The organism is Bradyrhizobium sp. SZCCHNR1093 (assembly GCF_032381175.1).
Classification (GTDB): Bacteria; Pseudomonadota; Alphaproteobacteria; order Rhizobiales; family Xanthobacteraceae; genus Bradyrhizobium.
On sequence record NZ_JAUHJJ010000002.1, the window covers coordinates 568937 to 592760 of the forward strand.

At 67.1% G+C, this 23824-nt stretch carries 16 protein-coding genes; 10 read left to right on the forward strand and 6 right to left on the reverse strand.

Annotated features, from left to right (window positions below; all coding sequences use genetic code 11):
• Positions 1-89 precede the first annotated feature (89 nt).
• The 8 genes from QX070_RS08300 to QX070_RS08335 all read left to right on the forward strand — a co-directional run bounded on the left by QX070_RS08300 (position 90) and on the right by QX070_RS08335 (position 12493).
• Entirely contained in the window at positions 90-5384 is a 5295-nt protein-coding gene (locus QX070_RS08300) for an AAA family ATPase (RefSeq protein WP_315736406.1), read from the forward strand.
• A gap of 32 nt (positions 5385-5416) precedes the next feature.
• A complete protein-coding gene (locus QX070_RS08305; protein ID WP_315736407.1) occupies positions 5417-6892 on the forward strand; it encodes an SUMF1/EgtB/PvdO family nonheme iron enzyme in 1476 nt (491 codons plus the stop codon).
• A 9-nt stretch (positions 6893-6901) separates the two neighbouring features.
• Complete coding sequence (locus tag QX070_RS08310) at positions 6902-7510, forward strand: DUF4399 domain-containing protein (protein WP_315736408.1); 609 nt, start codon at positions 6902-6904, stop codon at positions 7508-7510.
• Positions 7511-7683: 173 nt separating this feature from the next.
• Positions 7684-7914, forward strand: coding sequence for a hypothetical protein (locus tag QX070_RS08315; protein WP_315736409.1), 231 nt, complete (start codon positions 7684-7686; stop codon positions 7912-7914).
• Positions 7915-8507: 593 nt separating this feature from the next.
• Complete coding sequence (locus QX070_RS08320) at positions 8508-8786, forward strand: PepSY domain-containing protein (RefSeq protein WP_315736410.1); 279 nt, start codon at positions 8508-8510, stop codon at positions 8784-8786.
• Positions 8787-8796: 10 nt separating this feature from the next.
• Positions 8797-9570, forward strand: coding sequence for a cytochrome b/b6 domain-containing protein (locus tag QX070_RS08325; protein WP_315737050.1), 774 nt, complete (start codon positions 8797-8799; stop codon positions 9568-9570).
• Positions 9571-10195: 625 nt separating this feature from the next.
• Positions 10196-10537, forward strand: a complete 342-nt coding sequence (locus QX070_RS08330) for a cupredoxin domain-containing protein (RefSeq protein ID WP_315736411.1) — start codon at positions 10196-10198, stop codon at positions 10535-10537.
• A gap of 96 nt (positions 10538-10633) precedes the next feature.
• Positions 10634-12493, forward strand: a complete 1860-nt coding sequence (locus QX070_RS08335) for an outer membrane beta-barrel protein (protein WP_315736412.1) — start codon at positions 10634-10636, stop codon at positions 12491-12493.
• A 274-nt stretch (positions 12494-12767) separates the two neighbouring features.
• Here the strand turns inward: QX070_RS08335 and QX070_RS08340 are convergent, their stop codons facing one another.
• From QX070_RS08340 to QX070_RS08365, 6 genes are all read right to left on the reverse strand, one after another.
• The gene (locus QX070_RS08340) at positions 12768-13556 is read right to left on the reverse strand and encodes a TonB family protein (RefSeq protein ID WP_315736413.1); all 789 of its coding nucleotides are present in this window, start codon (positions 13554-13556) and stop codon (positions 12768-12770) included.
• Between the two features lie 26 nt (positions 13557-13582).
• Positions 13583-14032: a TonB system transport protein ExbD gene (exbD, locus tag QX070_RS08345; protein WP_315736414.1), complete on the reverse strand. Its 450-nt coding sequence runs from the start codon at positions 14030-14032 to the stop codon at positions 13583-13585.
• A gap of 3 nt (positions 14033-14035) precedes the next feature.
• The gene (exbB, locus tag QX070_RS08350; protein WP_315736415.1) at positions 14036-15070 is read right to left on the reverse strand and encodes a tonB-system energizer ExbB; all 1035 of its coding nucleotides are present in this window, start codon (positions 15068-15070) and stop codon (positions 14036-14038) included.
• Between the two features lie 1049 nt (positions 15071-16119).
• Complete coding sequence (locus tag QX070_RS08355) at positions 16120-16809, reverse strand: Fe2+-dependent dioxygenase (protein ID WP_315736416.1); 690 nt, start codon at positions 16807-16809, stop codon at positions 16120-16122.
• A 43-nt stretch (positions 16810-16852) separates the two neighbouring features.
• Positions 16853-19384 (reverse strand): TonB-dependent receptor, encoded by a 2532-nt coding sequence (locus tag QX070_RS08360; protein ID WP_315736417.1) that lies wholly within the window; start codon positions 19382-19384, stop codon positions 16853-16855.
• 561 nt (positions 19385-19945) lie between these two features.
• Complete coding sequence (locus QX070_RS08365; RefSeq protein ID WP_315736418.1) at positions 19946-21064, reverse strand: ring-opening amidohydrolase; 1119 nt, start codon at positions 21062-21064, stop codon at positions 19946-19948.
• 118 nt (positions 21065-21182) lie between these two features.
• Between QX070_RS08365 and QX070_RS08370 the strand changes: the two genes are divergently transcribed.
• Positions 21183-21986 (forward strand): MBL fold metallo-hydrolase, encoded by an 804-nt coding sequence (locus QX070_RS08370; protein ID WP_315736419.1) that lies wholly within the window; start codon positions 21183-21185, stop codon positions 21984-21986.
• A gap of 126 nt (positions 21987-22112) precedes the next feature.
• On the forward strand, positions 22113-23813 hold the full coding sequence (locus tag QX070_RS08375; RefSeq protein ID WP_315736420.1) for a hypothetical protein: 1701 nt from the start codon (positions 22113-22115) through the stop codon (positions 23811-23813).
• Positions 23814-23824: the final 11 nt, after the last annotated feature.

Consider the following 23824-nt stretch of genomic DNA (forward strand, 5'->3'; position numbering starts at 1 on the left):
CGTGATCACGCGCAGGGCCATCCTTGTCGGTCAGCCTCTCGCCGCGCTCGTGCCGACGTCGCGGCCGACTTCAGAGAAGGATCTGCGCGATGAGCCAGCTGGTGAATGTGCGGCCCAACGAGGCCGGCGCGGGCGATCGCAAGGCGCAGAACAGTGCAGCCGATCACGGCATGCGGCTGCTTGGTGTTATCGGCGCGGCGGCCCTGGAGCCGCAGTCGCCGACCGACGCCTGGGCGTTCTCGACGAGCGAAGTGCTCGGCACGGGATCGGCCGTCGAGCCGTTGCAGGACGTGCTCGGCAGTCTGACCGAGATCATTCGTGCCGAGGGCTCCCCGGCGGAGCGGCAGCCGGATCATCCATTCGCCGACGATCACGGCTTCACGCTCGACCAGGAGGAGCTGGCGGGTCTGCCGGGCGTGGTGCTCAATACCTTCGATGTCGACGGCCCGGTGTGGCTCGCCGTCGAGGCGCTCGCCGCGACGGAGCCGCCCGCCATCGACGACGATCTCAAAACCTGGGTCGAGCCGTCGTCCGACCCCGACCGTCGTCCATCGCAGCACGAGAGCATCCTGGTCACGGTCGACGAGATCGAGAAGAACCGCCTCACCTTTGCCCGCCACGCACGGCCCGAGGATTTTTCGCCGGCCCCGGCGCTGGGCGCCTGGACCGGACGGCTGCGCCTGGAGCAGCGCCCTGACCTCGTGCAGCGGATCGAGCGCTATATCAGCGGGCCATGGACCGCCTGGGCCGACACCGAGCGCATGCGCCGCCGTACCATGGCGATCCACCAGCGGCTGCGCGATATGGCCGCCGCGACCCGCGCCGATCAGGCGATGGAGGTCCTGTGGGGCATCGCGCTGTCATCGTGGCGGCAGGGCGGGCGCGAATTCGAGTTGCCGCTGTTCGAGCGCGCGGTCGAGATCGAGATCATCGAGCGTCCGGATGCCGAGGTCAGGGTCCGGCCGCGCTTCGTCGGCGCAGCCGTCAATTTGAGGGCGCTGGATGCCGTGGCACCGGACGCGGCGCTTGCCGTGCGCGACAGGTCGGACCGCCTGGTCGAGGTGCTGGAGCAGCGCGCAGAGCTGTCGCCGTTCACGCCGATCGGCCTCGATCAGATCCTGAGCGCCGCGGGCGTGCAATCCGGTCACAAGCCGTCGCGCAATCCTGCGTCTTCGGACGGCGCGCCGGCGATGGAGGCCGCGGAGGCCACGCTCACGTCGGGACGCTGGGCCATCTCCGCGCGGCGTCGGCCGGAGAGCCTCGCCCTGCGCGACATCGACTGCCTCAAGAACGCGATCGTGCATGCGCCGCAAAGCGAGTGCTGTCTGTCGGAAGCCGTGAGCGCGCTGCTGTCGCAGCCGGATGGACGAGGGCACGCCAATTTGCGCCGGCATCTGTCCAGTGTCGTCGGTGGCCCGATCGACCTTGCGCCTGCGCCCAAGCCTGCCGCCATCGAGCAGGGAGATCTGTTCTTCCCGTTGCCGGCGGTCGTGGAGGATGTCGAAATCGTGCGCGAGCTGTCCCGGTCGGATGGCCTGATGGTCCAGTCCGTCGCACGGGACGATCGGATCACGGCGCTCGCCAACGTCGTCTGCCATCACCTCGCGCTCGGCTCGCGCGTCCTCGTCGTGTCCAGGGACGAGGCTGCACTTTCCCTGCTGCATCAGAAGCTGCCGCCGGCCATTCGCGAGCTGACCGTCAGCTCGACGGGCTCCGACAAGGACGTGCTCAGGAAGGCCGAAGCCCTGGCCGGCCGGCTGCAATCGATCCTGGACGCGACCAATCTGCGCGACCATGTCGGTCAGATCGGCCGGCTCGAGCGCGACATCATCTCGAAGCGCACGCAGATCGCATCGCTGGACGACGAGATCGCCGAGATCGTCGGGCGCAATCTGCGGCTCGCTGGCGGCTTGCCGGAGCTGCCGTTCGATCTGTTCGATGCGCTGATCGGCGAGCAGGCCATTCATGCCTGGTTCACCGACCGGCCGAAGCGCCTGCTCGCGGCTACGGACCCGCTCGTCACGGCGGTCGACAAGGCGCGCGAAGCGCGGCTGCGGCTTGCCACTGATCTCAAGCACATCGATGACGAGTTGCCGGAGCTCGCGGCGCTTCCCGATACCGCCGCGATCCTGCGTCTGCACGCGGAGCTGCAGCACCAGGCAGGGCTGACGTCGGACGCAGGCCGCGACGAGGATCTCGCGCTCGACGCCATCGCGACCTTCGGGCTTGACGCAACCACCCGCCTGGCGGCCGACCTCGATGCGCTGGTAGCCGGCCATCGCGTCATCGCCGAAGAGACCTGGCTCGCGCGGCTGTCGCCGCTCGGTGCCGCAAAGGCTGACGCTCCCGCAGGTCTCGACAAGGTCGTGGGTTGGGCGCGTGATGCCTCGTTCCAACTGTCGCGGAGCGCCGAATTCGCAAGGCGCCAGGTGCAGGCGCCGGTCGAGGCGTTCACCAGGAAGGACGCGATCCGCGTGGTCGAGCGGCTTGCGGCCGGCGAGAAGCCGTTCGCGCGGTTCTCGCCCTCGCGCCGCGCGCTGAAGGCCGCCGTCGAAGCGATCACGGTGGACGGTGCCGCGCCGTCGAAGCCGGCAGACTGGCAATATGTCGGGCGCTTCCTGCTCTGGCGCCACGACCTGCATGCGTTGCGCGCGCGCTGGACGTCGATCGCGACGCAGATCGATGCACCCGCGCTTCAATTGGAATCGGCGCGGACGTTCGATGACCTCGAGCACATCGTCAAGAGCGTCGAGGCCGCCATCGTGACGGCCGCGCTCGCCGTCCGCAACGTGGCCGATGCCTGCTGCAAGCTGTCGATGCCGGACGGCGACGTCAGGGCGATGCTGGCGGATGCGCAGCGGCTGGCCGCGTTCGGCGCGGCGATCCGGACCGTCATGACGCGCGTATCGGGACCGCTGGTCGAGCTTGCGCGGCTGGGCGAATTGTTCGCCCGGGCGGGAGAGCTCGCCGTCTCCGTTCAGGATGACGTGCTGTCGCGGGTCGGTGACGCCGAGACGGAGCCCGAGGAGCTCGAGACGCGGTGGACAGGCACTCTCGCGACCATGGAGAAGATCCGCGAGGCCAGCGCGGACTACGAACTCATCAGGACCGCCTGCCGGATGGCGACTGCAGCGGGCGCGCCGAGTCTGGCGCAGCGGCTGCGGTCCGCGCCGGCCGCGGGCGAGGCGAAGGATGCGGCGACGCTCGCGGAATGGGTGGCTGCCTGGAATTGGGCCGTGCTGATGCGGATCGAAAGTCCGGAGGAGCGGCAGCTGCTGCATGACCTCGCGGCTCAGCGCGCGCGGCTGGAGACGCGGTCGCTGGCCCTGTTCGAAGCGGTGATCGGCGCCCGCATGTCGCTGGGCATCGCGCAGAATGCGGGCGGCGCCGTCAGGCAAGCAGTGAAGCGGTTCAGGGACTCGATGCAGAAGATGGCGTCGGCCTGCTCCGGCCCGACCGCGCGCCGACTTCGGTTTGCCGCGCGCAGGTCTCTGGACGGCTGGCTCGAGGAGATTCCCTGTCACGTGATGCCGGCCTGGCGTGTCGCCGAGTTGCTGCCGGCCCGGATCGGCACCTTCGATCTTCTGGTCATCGACCACGCCTCCCGCTCCGATCTGCGCGAACTGACGGCGATGCTGCGGGCCCGCAAGGTTCTGATCAGCGACGAGCTTCACGATCAGGGGGCCGTGGTCGAAGCCGGCCGCAACGATACTGTTGTCAAACGCACCGAGACGAACACGCAGCGCCGCGTTCCGCCGGCGCTGCGGCGGCTGCTGATGCCCGGTGCCTCGCTGCGCGATCTCGCCGAGATCCTCTTTCCCGATCGCAGGATCGAGCTGCGTGCGCGCCCTGCCGGCGTCGGGGCAGCCTCGGTCGCAGCACCGGCGCTGCCCGCTGATACGTCCAGGCCGGCCGATGCACCGGCCGCCGAGCTGCCGCGGCCGGCCCGCGCGCCGGCGCCGAAGCAGCGGCCGCAGCCACGGCAGGTCATCACGACGCACTCGCTCGAAGAGGAGATCGCCACCGTCGCGAAATATCTGTCGATGGCCCGCCGCTCGGGGACGGACATCGTCACGGCTGTCGCGGCCAAGCCCAGCGCGCCCGCGATACCGCAGCGGGCCGAGAGCCGCGCGGCTGCGCCCAAGCCCTCGCCAGAGGTTCGCGTTCTGCGCCGGCGTCCGCCGCGCGAGCCGGCCGCGGACATGGTGACGCCGGTTGGGACTCCGGCTCCGCCCGAGCTTCCGGCCGTCGCGCAGCCGGCCACGGCCGAGCAGACCCAACCGCGCGCGGCCGCCGTCACTGAAGCGCCGGTCATTGTCGCCGATCGGTTTGCGGTGCCGCAGCGCCCTGCCGAAAAGAAGGTGGTCACGGCGGAGATCGAGGCGGAGTCCACGAGCGCCGCGCCGGCAGAGCCCGTGAAGCCTGGCGTCGTTGCGACACCCGCTGCGGCAGCGGCTTCAGCCACCACTGAGCCCGCCGCCGCTGCTGCGGCTCCAGCCTCTGCTGCGACTTCTGCAGCGCCGGCGACAGAGATCAAGATTCATCCCTCCCTCGTCGAGATGGCGTTCAAGTCGACGGAGAACGCCGCGGCACCACGCCGCCGTCGGCCGAGCCGGCGGGTGATGGCATTTGTCGCGGCCGGACTGCTGGCAGTCGTCGGTGCGGCGGTGTCCTGGGAGCGCGCGTCGGAATGGATCCAGCTGTCCCTGAGCGGTGCGACGGCAGCGTCGGCTCTGCCGAGCGAACCGGGCGCCCATAAGGTCAATGCAGAGCGGATCACGCCGGAGGCCAAGCCGGTGGTTGTCGCCGCGGCCGAGGAGCATGCCACGGTCGGCATGAGCGTGCCGGTTAGCATACCGGCGCAGGCGTTCCTCTATCATGAGGATCCGCAGGATCCGAAGGGCAAGCGTCATCCGGGCAAGGTCACCTGGTCGATCGAGCAGAGCAAGGGGCCGCGACTCGATGCGGCGCCGGCGATCAAGGGTGAGATCGAGATCGAGAACGGCACCAAGGCCACGATCTCGCTGCGGCGGAACGCCGACATGGAGATGCCGGCGAGCCACGTCATGGAGCTCAAGTTCGACTGGCCGGATCAGTCGGTGAGCGGCCTCAACAGCCTGAGGGGCATCGGCCTGAAGGGCGAGGAGGCCGAGCGCGGGACGGCGCTGGTGATCCAGACCGCCAGGGTGACACCGAAATACTTCATGGTCGCGCTGTCCGCCAACGAGGTCGATACCAAGCGCAACCTGATGCTTCTCAAGGGCAAGCAGTGGTTCGACATTCCGATCGTCTACGAGGGCGGCAACCGGGCGCTGCTGTCGATCGAGAAGGGATCCGACGGCGACCGCGTGTTCAAGGACGTGTTTGCCAGCTGGGGTCAGTGACGGGGTTGGCGGGCATCACGAGCGAGGACAGCATGAGCGAGAGTTCAGCGTTGCAATGGCTGCGGGCTCCCAAGCTTGCCGAGGATGCGCTGCCGGAGGATTCCCGCGCGGTGGCCTGCCGGCGCTGCGGCCGTACGGTGCAGGTCTCGCTCAGCCCGATGCGTCCGCCGAGCTTCCTGCGCGTCGAGGATCAGGTCGAGTGTCCCGAGGTGCAGGAGCGCTGGACCGGCAAGAGCGAAGGCGGGCTGCTGCTGATGATGTGCGGCGCGCTCGAGCAGTCGCTCGACGCCGAATGGGAGATCGCAGAGCCGGAGAGTGCGGCTCGACGAGAACCTGCACCTGTCTCTCCGGTGCGTCCGCGCCCGTCGCTCGCGCCGGCGGCGTCCCTTCCGGACAGATGGGACGACGGCGGCGACGATGATCAGGAGGAGACGGGTGAGGGCGGCCGGCTGAAGGCCCTGTTCGCACCGGCTGCAGGAGCTCGCAAGAAGCTGATCCGTGGAGCGCTCGGCGTCGTGGTCCTCGGCATCGTCTTCCTCGGCGGCGTGCTGCTGCCGCTACGCGAGATCGGGCTGCTGATTCAGGCGCCGCCTGGGTCGGCCGGATCGTCGGGTTCGCAGCGGGAGGCGCAGTCTGCCGCGCCGCAGCCTTCACCGCGCCGGATCCTGTTGGAACCCGCCAGCACGCCCCAGGACGCCTCGCGATCGCCGTCCAGCGCCTTCATCGCGCCGCGCCAGGCGGCTCCGCCCCTCGAGGCGACGCTGGCGCGATCATCCGACACCGCAGCCATCTCGCGGCCCGCGCCGGCGCCGGAAGCCGAGTCGAAACTGCGCGTGCCTGAGCTGGTCGCGATCGCCGGCGGCAGTTTTGCGATGGGTGGCGACGACGAGTCCGAGCAGCCGGCGCATCAGGTCAGCGTGCGGCCGTTCTCGCTCGGCAAGTATCCCGTCACGATCGGCGAGTGGAGGCAGTGTGTCGCGGCGGCAAGCTGCGCCGACATCGCGACCGGTGCGGATGATCGTCCGGTCACCAACCTGAGCTACGACGACACCCAGGCCTATCTCGGCTGGCTGTCGAAGGCGACCGGCAAGTCGTTCCGGCTGCCGACCGAGGCCGAGTGGGAATACGCCGCGCGCGGCGGCCAGCGCACCCGCTATTGGTGGGGCGATCGCATGCGCCCGGGCATGGCCAGTTGCAGGGGGTGCAACGGCGCCGGCGAGGCCGAGACGGATCAGCCGCCGAAAATCGGCAGCGTCCAGGCCAATCCTTACGGCCTGTTCGACATGGGCGGCGGCATCGGCCAGTGGGTCGCCGACAATTGGCACAAGAACTACAAGGGCGCGCCGGCGGACGGATCGGCCTGGCTCGAGGAGAGCAGCTATGCCCGCGTCATCCGCTCGGGATCGTGGAAGAACGGCGCCGCCGATGCGCGGGCCGGCAGCCGCGACCGCTATGACGGCCGCATCCGGCATCCGACCCTGGGTTTCCGCGTCGCGCTCTCACCATAGGGGATTTGCATGCTGCCGAGGTCTGCGCGACTCTGCCTCATCCTGACTGCATCGCTCGTGCTCGCGCCGTCATTGGCGCCGGCCAAGGGAACGAAGGCTGCGAAGGATGCCCGCGTCTATTTCATCTCCCCTGCGGACGGGGAGACGGTGACCGGGCCCGTCATCGCTCGCTTCGGACTTCGCAACATGGGCGTTACCCATGCGGGTGACGATTTCGCCGGCAGTGGCCATCATCATCTTCTGGTCGACGTCGACGAGACGATGCAGGCCGGCGAGGAGATTCCGCGTGACAAGAAACACGTTCATTACGCAGCGGGGGAGACGGAGGCGCGGATCGAATTGTCGCCCGGCAAGCACACGCTGCAGCTCGTGCTGGGCGACACCAGGCATCTCAACTTCGATCCGCCGGTGATCTCCGAGAAGATCATGATCACGGTGAGCAAGCCGAACGGAGGCGAGCAGGAGGCGCGCGCGACGCGTGGCGTCAGCGCCCGAAACAGACCGCAGATCCGATCCGTACCAGCCGAACCGCCGGCCCAGCCCGAGCCGTCGCCGGAGACGACGAAGTCGCCCGAGAGCTCCGACTTCATCAGCCGCGTCTTCTCCGGGACGAAGTGACGATCTCTCCATTCCCGGTGGCCGGGCGCGTTGATGTGCGTCGGCTTACGCGCGACCGTGGGACGCAAGCTCGGTCGCTCCTTGTGGAACCATCGCCGAGGGCGGCGCTTGTCGCTCCATAGCGGCAAGGGCGATCCATCATCATCCTGCCTGCCGCAGCGATGGAATGAAGCATGTCGAAATTCGCGCCAAGGCTCGCGAGGCGCGCCGACGTCGCGGTCCGCAGCGGCGGCGAGAGCAAGGGCAGCTCACCCGGCCGTGGCCGCTCGTCCGGGCGCGATTCCATGGCAGATCCCGACGCGAGCTGGGACGTCGTTGCCGAGGCATCCGACAAGTCGTTTCCCTGCAGCGATCCGCCATCCTGGCCGGTGGTCGGTGTCGGCAAGGGCATCGCCCGGCCCTGAGATCAGGATCGCTTCTTCAGTATACCGCTGTTCGCACGCATGTGCGCTTGACGGTTGGTAGATGCGTGCGCACAGCCGCATTGTCATTTTCCGGTACCGATATCGCTCCGGTCGTGTGAACGATCGCAGCGCTCAGAATATTTTTTTTCTGAGGCTTAAGGTCGCAGCCGTGTAGCTGTCTGTTCCTTTCTCGCCTCACCCTGGTCACAGCCGCAATCGGGCAGGAGTGTGGTCCCGCACGCATCGCCAGTGACGCCTTATGCGCGAGGAAGGCGCGTGCGCCTCGCGCCAATGCTGCTACATCCTTGCGAATCAATATCAGTTGCAACGTACGGGGAACTACGCACGTTGCCGATTCCGGAAAAAGATCAGCAGCCTGTCGACACGGTTCGATCCTGACTGGAACGTATATGAGTTCGCATCTCAGCGACATTGCGGCCGGATGCGGATTGTCTCGAGCCGCGCATGCGTGTTCGAGGCCGTCCGCCGCGGAATGCGATGTCCAAGTTTCGTTGAAATCTCCCTCCCCTTTGTAGCCCGCGCATCGAGCGCTGTTGGCGCCGATGGCGCAGTCTTCGAGGAGGGATTTGATAATGAAGGTCATCAAGATAATGGTTGTGGCATTGGCGGCGGGTCTTGCGTCGGGCTCCGCGGCGCTCGCCGACGGCTACAAGGATTGCACCAAGCTCGACAAGGCGTCGTGGAAGACGACGGCCGAGGCCGAAGCGAAGGCGAAGGCTGCCGGCTACGAGGTCCGCCAGACCAAGATCGAGGGCACCTGCTACGAGGTCTACGGCGTCAAGGGCGGCAAGCTCTATGAGCTGTTCTACAGCCCCGAGGACCTCGCACTGAAGCATACGAAGGCGAAGTGATCTGATGGTCATGCGTGACGCAGGCCGGGCGCAGCGGAGCGTCTCCTCCGAGACGCCGGCGAACTCAAGTTCGGGGACCGTGGCGGTCTGGGATTTTCCGCTGCGCGTCTGGCACTGGTCGCTCGCGGCCTTCGTGCTCGTCGCCTGCGTCACGCCCAACACGTTCGACCGCCTGCATCGGCTGGCGGGCTACGCCGTCATCGGTCTGCTCGCCTTCAGGCTGATCTGGGGATTGATCGGCAGCCGCCATTCGCTGTTCGCGCGGATCAGCCTCAAGCTGCGGGCGGCGCCTCAATACATCGTGGGCATGCTGCGCGGAGAGACGGGACGCTATCTCGGGCTGAACCCGGCAGGCGCCGCGATGCTGGTCGTGATGCTCGCGCTTCTGATCGTCTCGACCATCAGCGGCGTCATGCAGGTCTCGGTCCGGTTCTTCGGCGTCGGCTGGATCGAACAGGCGCATGCGCTGTCGTCCAATGCCATCATCGCCCTGATCGCCGTGCATGTGCTCGGCACGGTGTGGATGAGCGTGCTGCAGCGGGAGAACCTGATGCGCGCGATGGTCACGGGACGCAAGCGCGTGCCCGGAATCGTGCGTGCGGCGGCGGCGCGCAGCGTCGCACGGCAGAACCCGGAGTCCGAGCCGATGGCGAACGAGGAGCACGTATCCGTCGTGCCCGATCTGCCGCCCCTGCGCGTGAATCCGACGCCTGGCGCCGCGAAGCCCGCACGCATGCCGCGGTCCCTCAGCATTCACGACAAGCGGCTGGGGGTCGGCAGGTGAGGCGGCGGGCATCGGTCGTGTGCGCTCGCCGCCGATATGGGCGGGCGGGCTCGCGTCTGATTTCATTTCTGGTGCGCGCAAGGCTTGTCCGCGCACGGCTCGAGCTGGATGGAGGCACGCGCACATTTCGGTCCATGCCGCGCGGGACCAGCGCGAGCGCGTTCCTATGCGTGTATCTCGCTCGCAGTCGCCTCGACGAGCCGGCGCATGAGGATCATGCATGTGCTGCGCGCAGCGCGCGCGGTCGATCGTGAGTCTCGTGTGGTTCGCGGGGTGTGCGACGACGCTGCATGACCTGTCGTGTCTCATATCAGCACAGCCGCGATGCGAACCAAGGCGATCATGCTGCTCTCGACCGCAGAAACCGCTGATTTTCGTCGCTGTCATTCGGTGCCGCGCGTCGGCGATGCTCAAGCCGATGCATCTGCGCGGCGCCGCGACGCTACGCAACTAATAAAGTCGCGCGCTTTGTCGCACACAACGATGTTGTCAAATTTGGACACGGCAAATTGCCGCATTCGGGACTTTATAGTCGTTCTATGAAGTGTCGGAGACTCGTCGAAACAGGCGAGCGTCTGGAAGCCGTCCGGCACATTCGGGTGAATTCGGGACAGGGACATACACCATGAATCTCTTTGGGAAGGTACAGGCAGCAGGAGCCGCCGCGCTGTTGATCGCGGCGCTCGCGCTTCCGGCGGGCGCGGCGGAGACCACGATCGAGATATCGGTCAAGGACAACAAGTTTCAGCCGACGGAGATGAAGGCGCCGGCCGACACGCCGATCGTGTTCAAGGTCAAGAATCTGGATGGCGCGCCGGTCGAGTTCGAGAGCGAGCCCCTGGAGTTCGAGACGGTGATCAAGCCGAACATGGAAGGCGTCGTGAAGGTCAAGGCGCAGAAGCCGGGACGCTACGAATTCTTCGACGACTTCCATCAGGGCAACAAGGGCACGCTGATCATCGAGTGATCCGGCCTTCGGCCCCCGCGGCGCCGTGATGCCGGAACGTGTCACGCCGCGGGGGGGCGCTTCGCAGGTTGCCGAACTCGACGGAGACGAGGCTTTTTGGAACGGGCAGCACGAGAGACGGTCGCTTCCAGACGTGGCATCGGTCGCGACGTCTCATGGTGCCAGGAGGAGTCGGTTGCGATCACCGTGCTGCTCGTGACGCTGTTTGGAGCCGCGCCGTCCTACGGTCAGACCGTCGTTCCGGGGAGCCAGGTCAGAGCCTATGCAGATCCCGGGGCCGCCGAGGGTGGGCCGGTGGTGGTCGTGCCGAACCGCCGCCGCCAGCCGGCGCGGCCCGCGAATGGCAATGGACCGCTGGTCATTCCGCAGGTGATCGTTTCGCCTGGCGGCGTCGAGCCGGAGCCCAAGGCGGCAACGCAGGTGGATGGGGCTGCACCGCCGCGGCCCCGGTCTCCGATCGATGCCGGCGCGGGCGCGCTCCCTCAGGCCGCGCGCCGCGAACCGGCGCCGCGTCTGGCTCCGGTTCGAAACGGCTTTTTCGGTGCTCCGTCCGCCGGCCTCCTGGTTGGCGGCTGCTTGTCGACGCCCGGCCGGCTGTCGACGACGAACGTCCCCAATCGCTGTCTGGATGCGCTGGCCTTCGCCGTCAGTCCGCCGCCGGCCACCCGTGGCGTGCTGCCGCGCAACCTGCCGCCAATTCCGCGACAGGATGCGCAGCCGATTCCGCCCGTTCTGGCCGATAAGCCGAAGATGCGGCTGCCGCCGGTGAACAAGGGGCAGAAGCCGCAGGAGCCGCCGGCGCAGCCGCCGATGATGGAGGAGGACCCCTATGAGCCCAAGGGCATCACGGTGGGAAACTTCATCCTGAAGCCTGCGTTCGAAATGTCGTCAGGCTTCGACAGCAATCCCGGCCGTGTACCACAAGGCAAGGGCTCGGCGTTCGTCAGCGTTGCGCCGGTCCTGCTCGTGCGCTCTCAGTTCGAGCGGCATCTGCTCAACGCCGATGTGCGCGTCGGCTACATCGACTATGCGAAGCTCCGGCAGCTCAGCAGGCCTACCGTCGACGCCAAGGTGAATGGACGCTACGACATCACCGATACGTTTGCGCTCAACGGCGAGGGGCACGTTGCCGTCGATGCCGATGATCCCGGCACGCCGCGCTTCGCCGGCCGGTTCGCCAAGATTCCGCTGGCCTCCACCGTCGGCGGCTCGGCCGGCGTCACCAAGCGGTTCGAGGAGGTCGAAATCTCGACCAAGGCCGCCATCGACCGTGTCGCCTTCCAGAACGCGCCGCTGATGGACGGCCAGATCGTCAGCAACGCCGATCGCAACTTCGTCCAATACGGCTCGCAGAGCCGCGTGACCTACAACCTGACCCCGGAGATCCGGCCCTTCGTCGACGTCGCCGTCGACCGCCGCGTTCACGACATCGCGGTCGATGCCGAGGGCTTTCGCCGCGACTCCACCGGCACCGCGGTCGAGGCGGGCGTGACCTTCAACTATGCCGACAAGCTGACCGGCGACGTTGCGGTGGGTTATCTCACGCGCCGCTATCAGGATCCGATGTTGAAACCGGTCAACGGCTTCATCGCCGACGCCAACCTGACCTGGCAGTATGCCAAGGAGACGGCGGTGATGTTCGGCGCCAAGTCGCAGGTCGTGGAGATCACCGAGCCCGGAATCTCCGGCGTGCTCAAGCGCGACGTCACGGTCGGCGTCGAGCACCAGTTCGAGCCGTGGCTGATCGGCACCTTCCTCGCCGGCTTTGGTCAGGACGCCTTCACGGGCACGACGCGGGTCGACGACCGCTACCTGGTCGAGCTCGGCATGCTCTACAAGTTCTCACGCCTGCTGCAGCTCAGGGCCAGCGTCCGGCGCGAGGAGACGCGCTCCAACTTCCGCGAAAACAATCTATCGGCGACCGTGGTGCAGGTCGGCGCGCGGGTACAGTACTGATCGGCTGCCCGGCAGGCGCCCGCGCGCGGCATCTGCGGTCTTCTGAGCGCGTGCCTGGAGATCACGCCTGCTGTCGTGACGCGGCCACAGTCATTCCGGGGCAGGGCCGCAAGCCTGGAAGCTGGAGTTTCGCGCTGGCTTCGCCATGTAGTATAGCCACCCAGCGACGGGTGGACGCGCGGCGGGAGTGGCTGGCTCCAGTCTCCAAAACGAAATGCAGCGCCCACGAGGTGAGCGCTGCCAAGTCCGGATCTGCGCGTCAGTTCGGCCACGACTACTTCTTCTGATTGAAGTTCACGTCGAGGCTGAAGCTGAACTGATCGTCCGTCAGTCCGGACGGCGGCGCGGGCACCGGGTCGGAGCGGCGGATCATCGCAAGTGCGGCATCGTCGAACATCGAGTCGCCGCACGACTGCATGACGGACGCAGACACCACCTTGCCGGCCCGGCTCAGCACCAGCGCGACCTTGACCGTGCCATTGTGCTTCTTGCCTTCCGGATAGCGCTTGTGCAGCTCGAAATAGGCGCTGATCTTGCGACCCCAATCGTTGGTCAGCTTCTGCTTGTCCTTGCCCATTCCCGGATTGGGGGCCTTGGCCGTCTCCGCCGGCGGCGCGGCCTCGTCCAGCGCCTTGCGGGCCGATTCTTCCTGCGCGGCAGACGCGACCGACGCCTCGGCCTGCTGGGTCGCCTGCTGCTGTTCCTCCTTCTCCGGCTTCTTGGGGTCGTTCTGCGTGACGACCCGATCGGCCTCTTCCTCGGTCTCGGTCGGCTTGTCCTTGACGGCGTCGGACTCCTGGACTTCGGCGGTCTGCTGCATCTGCTCCGGCGCAGCTTCGGCCGCGTCGCTGTCGGGGCCCGGCGGAAGATCGTTGTCCTCGACCTGGGGCGAGGCCATCTCGAGCGCGAATTCAGCGCCGGCGGCGCCGAGGCCACCTTCCGCATCATTGCCGCTGAGATGGACGACCGCGAGTGCGGCGCCGCCACCGTGCAACATCACGGCGCCAATCGCGGCTGAGATCCACAAGCGGCGCGACGCTCCTTGATACTTGTGTTCGACCATTCTTCACTTCCGTCGTTTCACTGGTTTCAATGTGCAGCCTGGGCGGCGGCCTGTGAGACGCCTTCGACAGTCACGAGCTTGATCTTCGGATAGCCGCCGGTCCGCAGCAGCTCCATCACGTCCATCAGCTCGCCATAGGCCACGCCGCGGTCGGCGCGCAGGAAGATGAACTTGTCCTTGGCGGCCTCGGGAATGTGCTCGAGCGTGCTGACCAGGCTCGCGCGCTTCACCTGCTCCTCGCCGACGAACAGCGTCAGATCCGGCTTGATGCTGACATAGATCGGCTTGTCCGGCTTTTTCTGCGGCGTGGCGGTCGAGGTCGGAAGATCGACCGGCACGTCGACCGTGGAGAGCGGTGCCGCGACCATGAAGATGATCAGCAGCACCAGGATCACGTCGATGAACGGGGTGACGTTGATGTCGCTGGTCTCGCCGAGATCGTCGTCACCATCACCTTCAGACAGAGAAACGGCCATGACCTACTCCGCTGCGAGCGCCATCGGAGGCGCGGAGTGGACGTGGATCGGCTCGAAGCGCTCGCCGTGATGGCTGTGGTGGCTCTGGCCGCGGTCGAGATCGCGCGACAGCATGCGGGCGGTGGCGCCGGAGGACCGGTTGACGAGCTCCATGTAGCCCTTCGTCACCCGCGTGAAGTGATTGTAGATGATTACTGCCGGGATCGCGGCGACGAGGCCGATGGCGGTCGCGAGCAGCGCCTCGGCGATGCCGGGCGCGACCACGGCGAGGTTCGTGGTCTGCGACTTCGAGATGCCGATGAAGCTGTTCATGATGCCCCAGACCGTGCCGAACAGGCCGACGAAGGGCGAGATCGAGCCGATCGTGGCGAGCAGGCCCATGCCGGTCCGGCAACGCCGGCCTTCGGCACGCACGATCTCGGAGAAACTCGACGCCGCGCGCTCGTTGACGCCGTGAGACGGCAGTTCGGACGACATCCTGATCTCGTGCATGGCGGCATCGATCAGTGCTGTCAGCACGTTCTGGCGTGATCCCAGCGCGAGCTTGGCTTCCGACAGCCAGCGTACGTCGTCGACCTTGCGCAGCGCGCTGCTCAGCTTCCGGCGCAGGATGGAGAACTCGATGGTCTTGGCGATGAAGACGGTCCAGGTCGCAAGCGAGGCGAGCGCCAGCCCCATCATCACCGACTTCACGAGAATGTCGGCGGCCAGGAACATCGACCATGGCGACAGATCGTGCGGCACGTGTGATGCCGCCTGCGCACCGCCTTGCGTCGGCTTCTCTGCCTGATCCTTCGCCTTGTCGCCCACCGACGCGTCAGTAACGGTTTCGGCAGCGGTCGACGGCTGGGCGTCGTTCGTTGCGGCTGCCGGCGCCTGGCTCGTTGCGGCAGCCTGCGGCGTGGTGACAGCCGGTGCCGGTGCGGCCGCCGTGGCGGCGCCGCCGGTGGCCGGAGCCGTTGCCGTGGGAGCAGGCGCGGCCGTCTGCGGCGCGGGCTGGGCAACAGCGGGGGCCGTCTGCGCCTGTCCGATGGTCACTGGCTTCGGCGCCGCGCTCTGAGTTTGAGCTGCGTGCGCAACGGGAGCCGGCGCGCTGGCCGCGGCGGCGTTGACGGGCGCAACGGCAGGCGCCTGCGTGGCGGCCGCTGTAGCCAGAGGCTGAACGGATTTCGCTCCGGTCGCATTCGCCGGATTTGGTGCTGTGGTCTGCGGGGCGGTTGCAGCCTGGCCAGGTCTCGGCGATGTGGCCGGCTGCTCGGCATGCGCCATGGCGCCGGCCGAAACGGCTGCGATCACCGCTCCTACATGAAGAACGATCCTGAACATGTTGCTGCATACCCCTTGGTAGTTATCTTCTCTGTAATGTTTCTAGTCGTAACCCGGCTGTTTTGAGACGGCCCGTTGACTCAAAGCGGGAACATCAAGGTCGGCAGTCACTCCGGTGAGTGCGATGCCAAATGAAAAATCGAATCGTGCGGCCTGTTCATCGGCCGTCGATGCCGCACGTGACGTCCTAACTCCCTGAAAGTCCTGATGCGAGACGGAGCTAGCCGTGCATGACGCCGCCGATGCGGCCGCGCGTCACGCAATTGCCTCCGTTCGGTCTTCCATCGATTCTAATTAGTCGGAACCGCCGTGATGATCCTGTTCGGCTGGTACGAGGGCATGCCGCGCGGCTTTCGGGACGGGATGCCGTCCGAAAGGAGCTTGAGGGCGTCGATGTCCGAATCAGAATGCCGATGAGATCGGCGTCGTTCAAGAAGCACGCGCCGCACGCCCCTGATCACGTCGTGATCAACGGCCATCGCGGTCGCGATGGGGGCTCGCGAAGCGCACGCGCTCACCGCCACGGAAAATCGCAGAGCTCGCCAACGACGATCCGCCAGCGGTCAAAGACATGGATCGACAGCTCCGAGAAACGGACCAGCCGACTGCATGTGAGCACGGATGGCGGTCTGTCGCGAGCGCTGGGGAAAGCGCCTGAACGATGGGATCATCACCAAAACGAATGAGCCGGGCTGCATCGCGTGCAACCCGGCTCGTAAACGATCGAACTCAACCAGATCGTTGCGATCGAAGGAGAACCTCTAGTTCTCGGCCCAGTAGCGGATCAGGTTGTGATAGAGGCCGGTCAGCCGCACCATTTCCGGATCGTCGCGCCCCATCCGCTGCGACAATCCCTGGATCGTCGTATCGAGATCGAAGATCATGCTGCGCGCGAGGGGATCGCGGATCATGCTCTGCAGCCAGAAGAACGAGGCGACGCGGACGCCGCGCGTCACCGGGGTGACCATGTGCAGGCTCGAGGAGGGATACAGCACGAGGTCGCCGGCCGGCAGCTTCACCTCGTGCGAGCCGTAGAGATCCTCAATCACCAGCTCGCCGCCGTCGTAATCCTCCGGCTCGGAGAGATACAGCGTGACCGAGAGGTCGGTGCGGACGCGCAGGCCCGTGAGCTTGTCGCCGCGCACGGCGTTGTCGACGTGGATGCCGAAATGATGACCCGACTCCGCGCTGTAGCGGTTGAACAGCGGCGGGAAGATCTGCTGCGGGATGGCGGCGGCGAGAAAGCGCGGATTGGCGGTCATCGCCGAAATGATGCGGTGGCCGAGCTTGCGCGCCACCTCGCTGTCGGGCGGCAGCTGCTCGTTGCGCTTGACCATGGCCGACTGGGCGCCGGCCGTCGAGCGGCCGTCCTCCCAGTCGCTGGAGTCCATGATGCGGCGAAACTCCGCCACATCGTCTTTGCTCAGAATTCCGGGGACACAGATCAGCATGAACTCATCAATTGATGTGTGCCCCCGGCTGGGTGGTCTGCGATCAGAACCGTCCGGACAGGACGATCGATGCGCTTCGTCCCGGACCGACGAGCACGAACGGCGTGGCACTCTGATAGAGAGCGTCGTAGTAGAGCTTGTCGAAGATGTTGGCAACAAACACCTTCGCCGTCCAGTTCTTGTCGAGCTTGGCTTCCGCGAACGCATCGAAACGCCAGTAGCTCGGCAACTCCGTGCCCTGGTTCGCCGCCAGCCAAGTGCCGCCGAAGATCTTCGAGCGGTACACCGCCTGGCCGCCGATCTCCCAGGTGTCGTTGATCTGGTACTTCGTCAGCAGGCTGAACGACTGGTGCGCGGTGTTGGCTAGCTGCAGGCCGACATTGCTGGTGAACAGCGCGGTGTTGGCCGGCGGGATGTTCGACTTCGTCACCTCCGACTGCATCAGCACGATGCCGCCGAAGATGCTCCATTTGTCGGTCAGCTTGCCTCCCGCCTGCAGGTCGATGCCGCGGATGCGGTAGGCGGCACCGGCCGAGAGACACGGCACGGAGCCGATGGTGCCTGCCGGATACGGGCAGTCCGCGGTGGCCTGCGCGGCGCTGGTGATGTTGCGCGACTCGCGGGCGTTCTCCTTCTCGGTCTGGAACAGCGCTCCCGTGACCAGCAGGCGACCGTCGAGCAGCTCCCATTTGGTGCCGATCTCGATCGAGGTGTTCTTCTCGGGCCCGAAGATCTGGTTTGCGCCGCCATTGGTGACCGCCGACAGGCCGCCATATTGCGGGCTGAGGCCGTCGAACTCCGCGCCGACCGGATTCGACGAGGTGGCGTAGGCCGCATAGAAGCTGGCGTAGGGCACCGGCTTCAATGTCATGCCGACGTTGAAGTTCGGCATGCCGCTGGAGGCCGCCGTCGAGCCCGGCGTGTTGGCGACGCCGTTGACGGTGCCGAAGCCGTCGACCCGGACGTCGTATTTGTCGTAGCGCACGCCGCCGTTGAGGATGACGAGATCGCGGTAGTTGACGCTGTCGAGGGCGTAGACGCTCGCCGAGTCGATCTTCACGTTGGTCGGGAATTGCCCCAACGACGGAATGCCGAACGGCAGGTTGGTGAACTGCGGGTTGAACACGCTCACGCCCGAGAGCGAACCGCTGCCCGCGAACGCCAGGCCCTGCTGCTCGGAGGTCAGGCCGGTGTAGCTGTTGATGCGCGCCTTTTCCTGCGAGACCTCGAGGCCGGCGAGCACGGTGTGCCTGAAGTTGCCGGTGTCGAACTTGTAGGTCGCCTCGAGCTGGTTGGCGAGCACGTCCGTCTGCTGGAAGCGGCTCTGCGGGTTGGCCCTGATGAGCGCGCCGGACGGCGGATTGATGTTGGTCGGGCCTTCCGGCAGCGTGCCGATGTAGTTCAAGGTCGAGCGCGACACCCGGACCTTGTCGGAGATCGTCAGGTCGGGCGTGACCTTCACCTCGGCATTGAACGAGCCGATGTCCTGTCCGACACGCGAGAAGTCGCGGTTGACGAAGCCGTACCAGGCGTTGCGCGGCGAGCCGACCTCGGGGAACGGCGCGCCGGCGGTGAGCGTGCTCGGCCGATAATACGGCACGCCGAAGTCCGGACGGCCGGTCACCTCGTTGTGGATGTAGTTGGCGGACAGGGTGACGGTGTCGAGCGGCGTCCACTTGGTGGCGATGAAGCCGCCGTTGCGGTTGTCGGTGACGTAGTCGCGGCCGGCAACGCCGGCATCCTGGAACAAGCCGCCGACGCGGGCAGCGAAGGTCGGCGTGATCTTCTGGTTGACGTCGATCACCACGCGCTTGGTCCTGTCGGTGCCGAGCGTGGTGTCCATGTTGTAGAAGCTGTTCTCGGTCGTGGCCTGCTTGGTCACGATGTTGATCGCGCCGCCGGTGGTGCCGCGGCCGGCGAATGACGACGCCGGGCCGCGCAGGATCTCGACCTGCTCGGTGAAGAAGTTCTCGCGCACGGAGACGCCGGCGTCACGCACGCCGTCGATGAAGACGTCGTTGCGGGCGTCGAAGCCGCGGATGAAGAAGCGGTCGCCGAACGCGTTGCCGCCTTCGCCGGTGCCGAGCGTCACGCCGGCGGTGGAGAGCACCGCGGATTTGAGGCTGGTGGAGTTCTTGTCCGCCAGGATCTCCTTGCTCAGGACGGTGACGGTCTTCGGCGTGTTGAGCAGCTTCTCCGGAAACTTGCCGGAGGCCTGCAGCCGCTCGCCCTTGTAGTCGGAGGCGGGGCTGGAATAGGGGTTGCGGTCGGGCGGCAGATTGCTCTTCGGCGCCGCGGCCTGCTGCTGCTGTTGCTGGCGGGCGGCGCGGCGCATTGCGTCGCGGGCGCGGACCTGGTCCGCGGTCGGGCGCGAGGCGGCCGGCTTGGGGCGCGCCACCGGGGCTTCGACGTTGACGGACGGCAGCGGCGCCTGCTGGGCTTCGGCACTGGAGAACGAGGCAACCGCGATCAGGCTCGCGACCGCCGAGACTTTCACACCGGAAATCTCGGGAGATGGATCCCACTCGTGCCCGCTTGCCCCTCGCAAGCTCCTTGGAAAGATTGCCTTACCCATACTCGACCACCCCATTCGTTACGCAAAACTTTGACTTGGGTTCGTTTGAACGCCCGCAACCGGCGCGCGCTTGTTGCGAATGCAAGTCAAGAAGCGGGGGAAAGCGGCCCAAAGCTGGTTCCGCCGGTGGCCGGAATGCGAAAAGTTTCCATCCATTTCTAAGAATGAGAGTTGTTCGCAGATTGTCGCCCCATAGCAACAGTTGAAACCTCCTGGTTGAATCGATCTCCATCATTCAATTGCTGATGAGAGAATTGGTGGTCTTTCACGTCGTCTCGCGAGGTGGATCGTTCGCTTGACGATCACTTCGGTCGATCTTCGGTTCGAGCTGCTCCCCGCCGCGTCGCGAGATGCGGCGGGAATCTGGCGAATCTGTTTCCTGATCGGGACGCGTCCGCGGCTCGGAACTTCGCCGTGGTGATCAGGTCGAATGCGTGGCCCGGAGCGACCTGGGTGAACGGCACGTTGCCGCGGTAGCAAGGTGTCGCAATGGAGCGGTGAGGTTCCGAGCGTAGACCTTCAGGCCGGGGGCCGGCGTCTGCAGCGGTGTCGACCGTGAGATCAGCGGCGCTCGGCGATGATCGCGACCGGCCCGCCGCCGTCGGGGCCCTGATGCTCGGCGCCGCCCGAGACGAACAGGTCGGTGAAGCCGAACAGCCCGGCCAGCGCGCCGCCGACGAAGGCGCGGGCGTGGCGGGTCGAGGAGACGTCACTGTCATCCAGCATGGTATGCCGCTGGCCGCGCAGCCGGCCGCTCTGCGCCGCCTCCGCCTTGGCGAGCACCGCGGCGATGCGGCTGCGATCGGCGGCCGGCACCTGGCCCGGCACGTTCAGGCCGAGTCGGGCGAGCGCCTGCCGCGCCGGCTCGATGTCGATGGCATCGCCCATGACCGCATGATCGATCGCCAGCGGCCCGCTCCACTTGGCCGACATGCCGGCGACCATGATCTCGTGGTCGAGCAGCTCGACGCCGCCCGATGTCGCCGCGCGCTCGCTGTAGCGCGAGACATCCGTGCAGATCGTCGCATCGGAGAGATCGGCAGCGGCGACCTCGCCGAGCGCGACGGCGACACCGAGCGCCGAGGCGCCGCGGGAAAAGCCCATCGACTTCAGCGTATCGCGCACGGCGGTGCGCTCTCCCCGCGCCTCCACCGCCTCGATCCGCTCCATCGTCAGCAGCGGGCATTTCACCTGCACGTAATGGACGTCGGCGGGATCGCTGATGCCGGCGTCAGCCATCGCCGCGCGCACGCCGGCCGCCACGAGCTCGACCTGCGGCATGCGGCCGAGATGCTCGCCCGCCAGCGCCGCCGTGCGCGCGCGCCCGAGCGCCAGCGATGCCGGGAAAGCGCGCGGCGCCACGGCGTCGCCGCCGTCGCGTGCCTCGAACACGATCATGTGCGGCGACAGCGCGCCCTCGGTGCCGCCGGACATCACCATCGCGATCTGCCGCACGGCGTCGGCCGCGAGATATCGGCCGAGCAGCGCCTCCAGCGAGCGCACGGCGAAGGCGCGGGTGAAGTCGTTGACGCAGCCATTGCCCTCGGTCTTGCCGAGAATGGCGACGATGCCGGCGGGATCGATGGCGCCTTGCGCGATTCCGGCCTCGAGCGCGCCGACATCGTCCGGGCTGCGCATCGGCAGGCGGTGAACGTAGGCGCGGCGCAGCGTGGTCGGCATGTCGAGAACTCCTGTCGGGCGTCCGGCGACACTAGGCAATCACGAAGCCGCGCGCGACGGTGTTCCGGGATGGTCCGCGTGCTATCCTCCGCAATCCCATCTCGACGACCGGTGATCCATGCCTCTCTGGACCTGCTTTCAATGCGGCGCGCAGTTTCCCGATACGAAGGCGCCGCCCGGCCATTGCGTCGTCTGCGAGGACGAGCGGCAATATGTGAACTGGAAGGGACAGAGCTTCCTCAGCCGCGACGACCTTGCTGGCCGGCATCAGGTCATCTGGCGCGAGGATGACGGCCTGACCGGCCTCGCTTTGGATCCCAGCTTTGCGATCGGCCAGCGCGCGCTGCTCGTTCCCGAGCCGGACGGCTGCGTGATGTGGGACTGCATTCCCTTGGCGACGGAGGCAGCCATTGCCCGCGTCCGCTCATTGGGCGGCCTGAAGGCCATCGCGGTGTCGCATCCGCACTACTATGGCGCGGTCGCCGATTGGAGCGAGGCATTCGGCAACGCGCCGGTCTATCTCCATGGCGACGACCGCGCCTTCGTCACCCGGCCGCATCCGGCCATCGTGCCATGGACGGGCGATCGCCTCGCCATCTCGGATGACGTCGTGCTGCTGCGGACCGGCGGGCATTTCGCCGGCGCCACCATCCTGCATTGGCGCAAAGGTGCCGGTGGCAAGGGCGCGCTGTTGACCGGTGACATCGCGATGGTGGCGATGGATCGCCGCCACGTCAGCTTCATGTACTCCTATCCGAACTACATCCCGCTCGGCGCCGCCGCCGTGCGCCGCATCGCCGATGCGGTCGCGCCGCTCGCCTTCGACCGCATCTACGGCGCGTGGTGGCAGAAGAACATCGGCGACGATGCGAAGGCGGCGTTCGATCGCTCGGTGCGGCGTTATCTCCAGGCGATCGCCTGAGCCGCTGGTTCCACGAACCCCCGTAAAGTAACGGGGCATTAGGCACAACCATAAGGTTGTATTTGAGCGTCTTGCAGTCTTTGGTCGGATGGTATCGAAGTATCCCGGGCGGAGTGGGGTACCTCAATGCGTTCGCAATCGTGCTCGTCGATGACCGGCGCCATCGCGCCGGCCGGCCTCATCCTGCATTCAGATACTCTCCCGGGTCTGCACGATCCGGCGTTCGCGTCCACCGCCAGCCACATGCAGCGGCTCTGGGCCGTGCTGGCGCTCGTGCTCGCCATCGTGCTCGCGCTGCCGTTCCTGCTGGTCGATGTGCCGCCGGTGCTCGACTATCCGAACCACCTCGCGCGCCTGTTCGTGCTGGCGCATCCCGACGATCCCGTGCTGTCGCAGATGTACGCGCCGAACTGGCGCGTCCTGCCCAATCTCGGCATGGATGTGATCGGCGTGGCGCTGCTGCGCTTCACCGACGTTCATGTCGGCGGCCGCATCCTGCTCGCGCTCAGCCTGTTCGCGCCGCTCTTTGGCGTGATCGCCTATCACCGCGCGGTGTTCGGCCGCTTGTCGTTGTGGCCGCTGGCGGCCGGCATCATCGCCTATGACGGCGTCTTCCTGCTCGGCTTCATGAATTTCCAGCTCTCGCTTGGTCTCGCGCTCGGCGGCGCCGCCGGCTGGGTGGCGCTGCGCCGTCGCGGCTGGCTGCCCGCGATCGCGTGGGGAGCCATCGCCGCGGCGGCCGCCTTCCTCTGCCACATCTTCGGCCTGCTGTTCTTCGCGGTCCTGATCGGCGCTGGAGAGGCCGATCGGCTGTGGCGGCTGCGCCGGTCGCCCGGCCTTGCACGGGAGCTGGTGGTCGTCGCCTGCGCGCTCGGCATCACGCTCAGCCCGGCCGTGCTGCTCTACGGGCTCTGTCCGCTGGGTGAGGGCGGGCTGCAACTCGGCGCCTGGATCGGACCGCCGAAGCTGTGGCGCATCATGACGCCGTTCCTGACCACCAGTGCCGAGCTGACGGTCATAACGACCGTCGCGGTGCTGTCGGTGTTGATCCTCGTCCGGCGCCAGATCGTCGTCGCGCCGGGCATGCCGCTGGCGCTGGCGGCGCTGTTCGTCGCCTTCGTCGCGGCGCCATGGAGCGCGCTGGGCGGAACGTTCATCGATATGCGCTTTGCCGCGATGTGCGGCCTGCTGCTGTTCGCCGGCCTGCAGCCGGTCGTGTCCGGCAGGAAGGCGGCGCTCGTCGGCATCGTCCTCGCGGGCCTGACGCTGATTCGTACCGTGGACATCGCATCGGCATGGATCGATCACAGGGTCGACCTCGCCGAACTGCGCGCGGCGATCGCGCATGTGCAGCCCGGCGCGCGCGTCATCGCCGCGCATGGCCATGAGCAGCCCGTCTCCAGCCGGCGCGAGCGGATCCTGCCCGGATTCCGCTATGTCGATTCCCATATGGCGGCGCTGCTCGTGATCGAGCGACGGGCGTTCTGGCCGCTGATGTTCGCCCATCCGAGCCAGCAGCCCGTGGCGGTCCGTCCCTCTTTCGCGCGCCTTGCGCAGCCGCTGGCCGAGCCCGCCGCGTGGCGCTGGCTGCAGCCGGACACGCCGTCGGCCGACGTGTTGCAGCTCGCGCGCTATCTGGCCGGCTGGCGGTCGCACTTCGATGCCGTTCTGCTGCTCGACCCGCCGCTCCCTGAGCAGCCGGTCGCCGGCCTCACACCGCTCTATCTCGGCAGCTACATCCAACTGTTCCGCGTCGGGCAGGGCGGCACCGGCACCACGGCGGTGCAGAAGCCGGAGCCTGCTCCGCGGACGGCCTCACCGTCCTGAGGCCGGAGAGC

Coding starts and splice junctions, on each gene's coding strand:
- QX070_RS08370 (WP_315736419.1), top strand. CDS start 21,183: ATGCCTCTCTGGACCTGCTTTCAATGCGGCGCGCAGTTTCCCGATACG.
- QX070_RS08320 (WP_315736410.1), top strand. CDS start 8,508: ATGAAGGTCATCAAGATAATGGTTGTGGCATTGGCGGCGGGTCTTGCG.
- QX070_RS08305 (WP_315736407.1), top strand. CDS start 5,417: ATGAGCGAGAGTTCAGCGTTGCAATGGCTGCGGGCTCCCAAGCTTGCC.
- QX070_RS08355 (WP_315736416.1), bottom strand. CDS start 16,809: ATGCTGATCTGTGTCCCCGGAATTCTGAGCAAAGACGATGTGGCGGAG.
- QX070_RS08360 (WP_315736417.1), bottom strand. CDS start 19,384: ATGGGTAAGGCAATCTTTCCAAGGAGCTTGCGAGGGGCAAGCGGGCAC.
- QX070_RS08325 (WP_315737050.1), top strand. CDS start 8,797: ATGCGTGACGCAGGCCGGGCGCAGCGGAGCGTCTCCTCCGAGACGCCG.
- QX070_RS08365 (WP_315736418.1), bottom strand. CDS start 21,064: ATGCCGACCACGCTGCGCCGCGCCTACGTTCACCGCCTGCCGATGCGC.
- QX070_RS08340 (WP_315736413.1), bottom strand. CDS start 13,556: ATGGTCGAACACAAGTATCAAGGAGCGTCGCGCCGCTTGTGGATCTCA.
- exbD (WP_315736414.1), bottom strand. CDS start 14,032: ATGGCCGTTTCTCTGTCTGAAGGTGATGGTGACGACGATCTCGGCGAG.
- QX070_RS08315 (WP_315736409.1), top strand. CDS start 7,684: ATGTCGAAATTCGCGCCAAGGCTCGCGAGGCGCGCCGACGTCGCGGTC.
- QX070_RS08375 (WP_315736420.1), top strand. CDS start 22,113: ATGCGTTCGCAATCGTGCTCGTCGATGACCGGCGCCATCGCGCCGGCC.
- QX070_RS08300 (WP_315736406.1), top strand. CDS start 90: ATGAGCCAGCTGGTGAATGTGCGGCCCAACGAGGCCGGCGCGGGCGAT.
- QX070_RS08330 (WP_315736411.1), top strand. CDS start 10,196: ATGAATCTCTTTGGGAAGGTACAGGCAGCAGGAGCCGCCGCGCTGTTG.
- QX070_RS08310 (WP_315736408.1), top strand. CDS start 6,902: ATGCTGCCGAGGTCTGCGCGACTCTGCCTCATCCTGACTGCATCGCTC.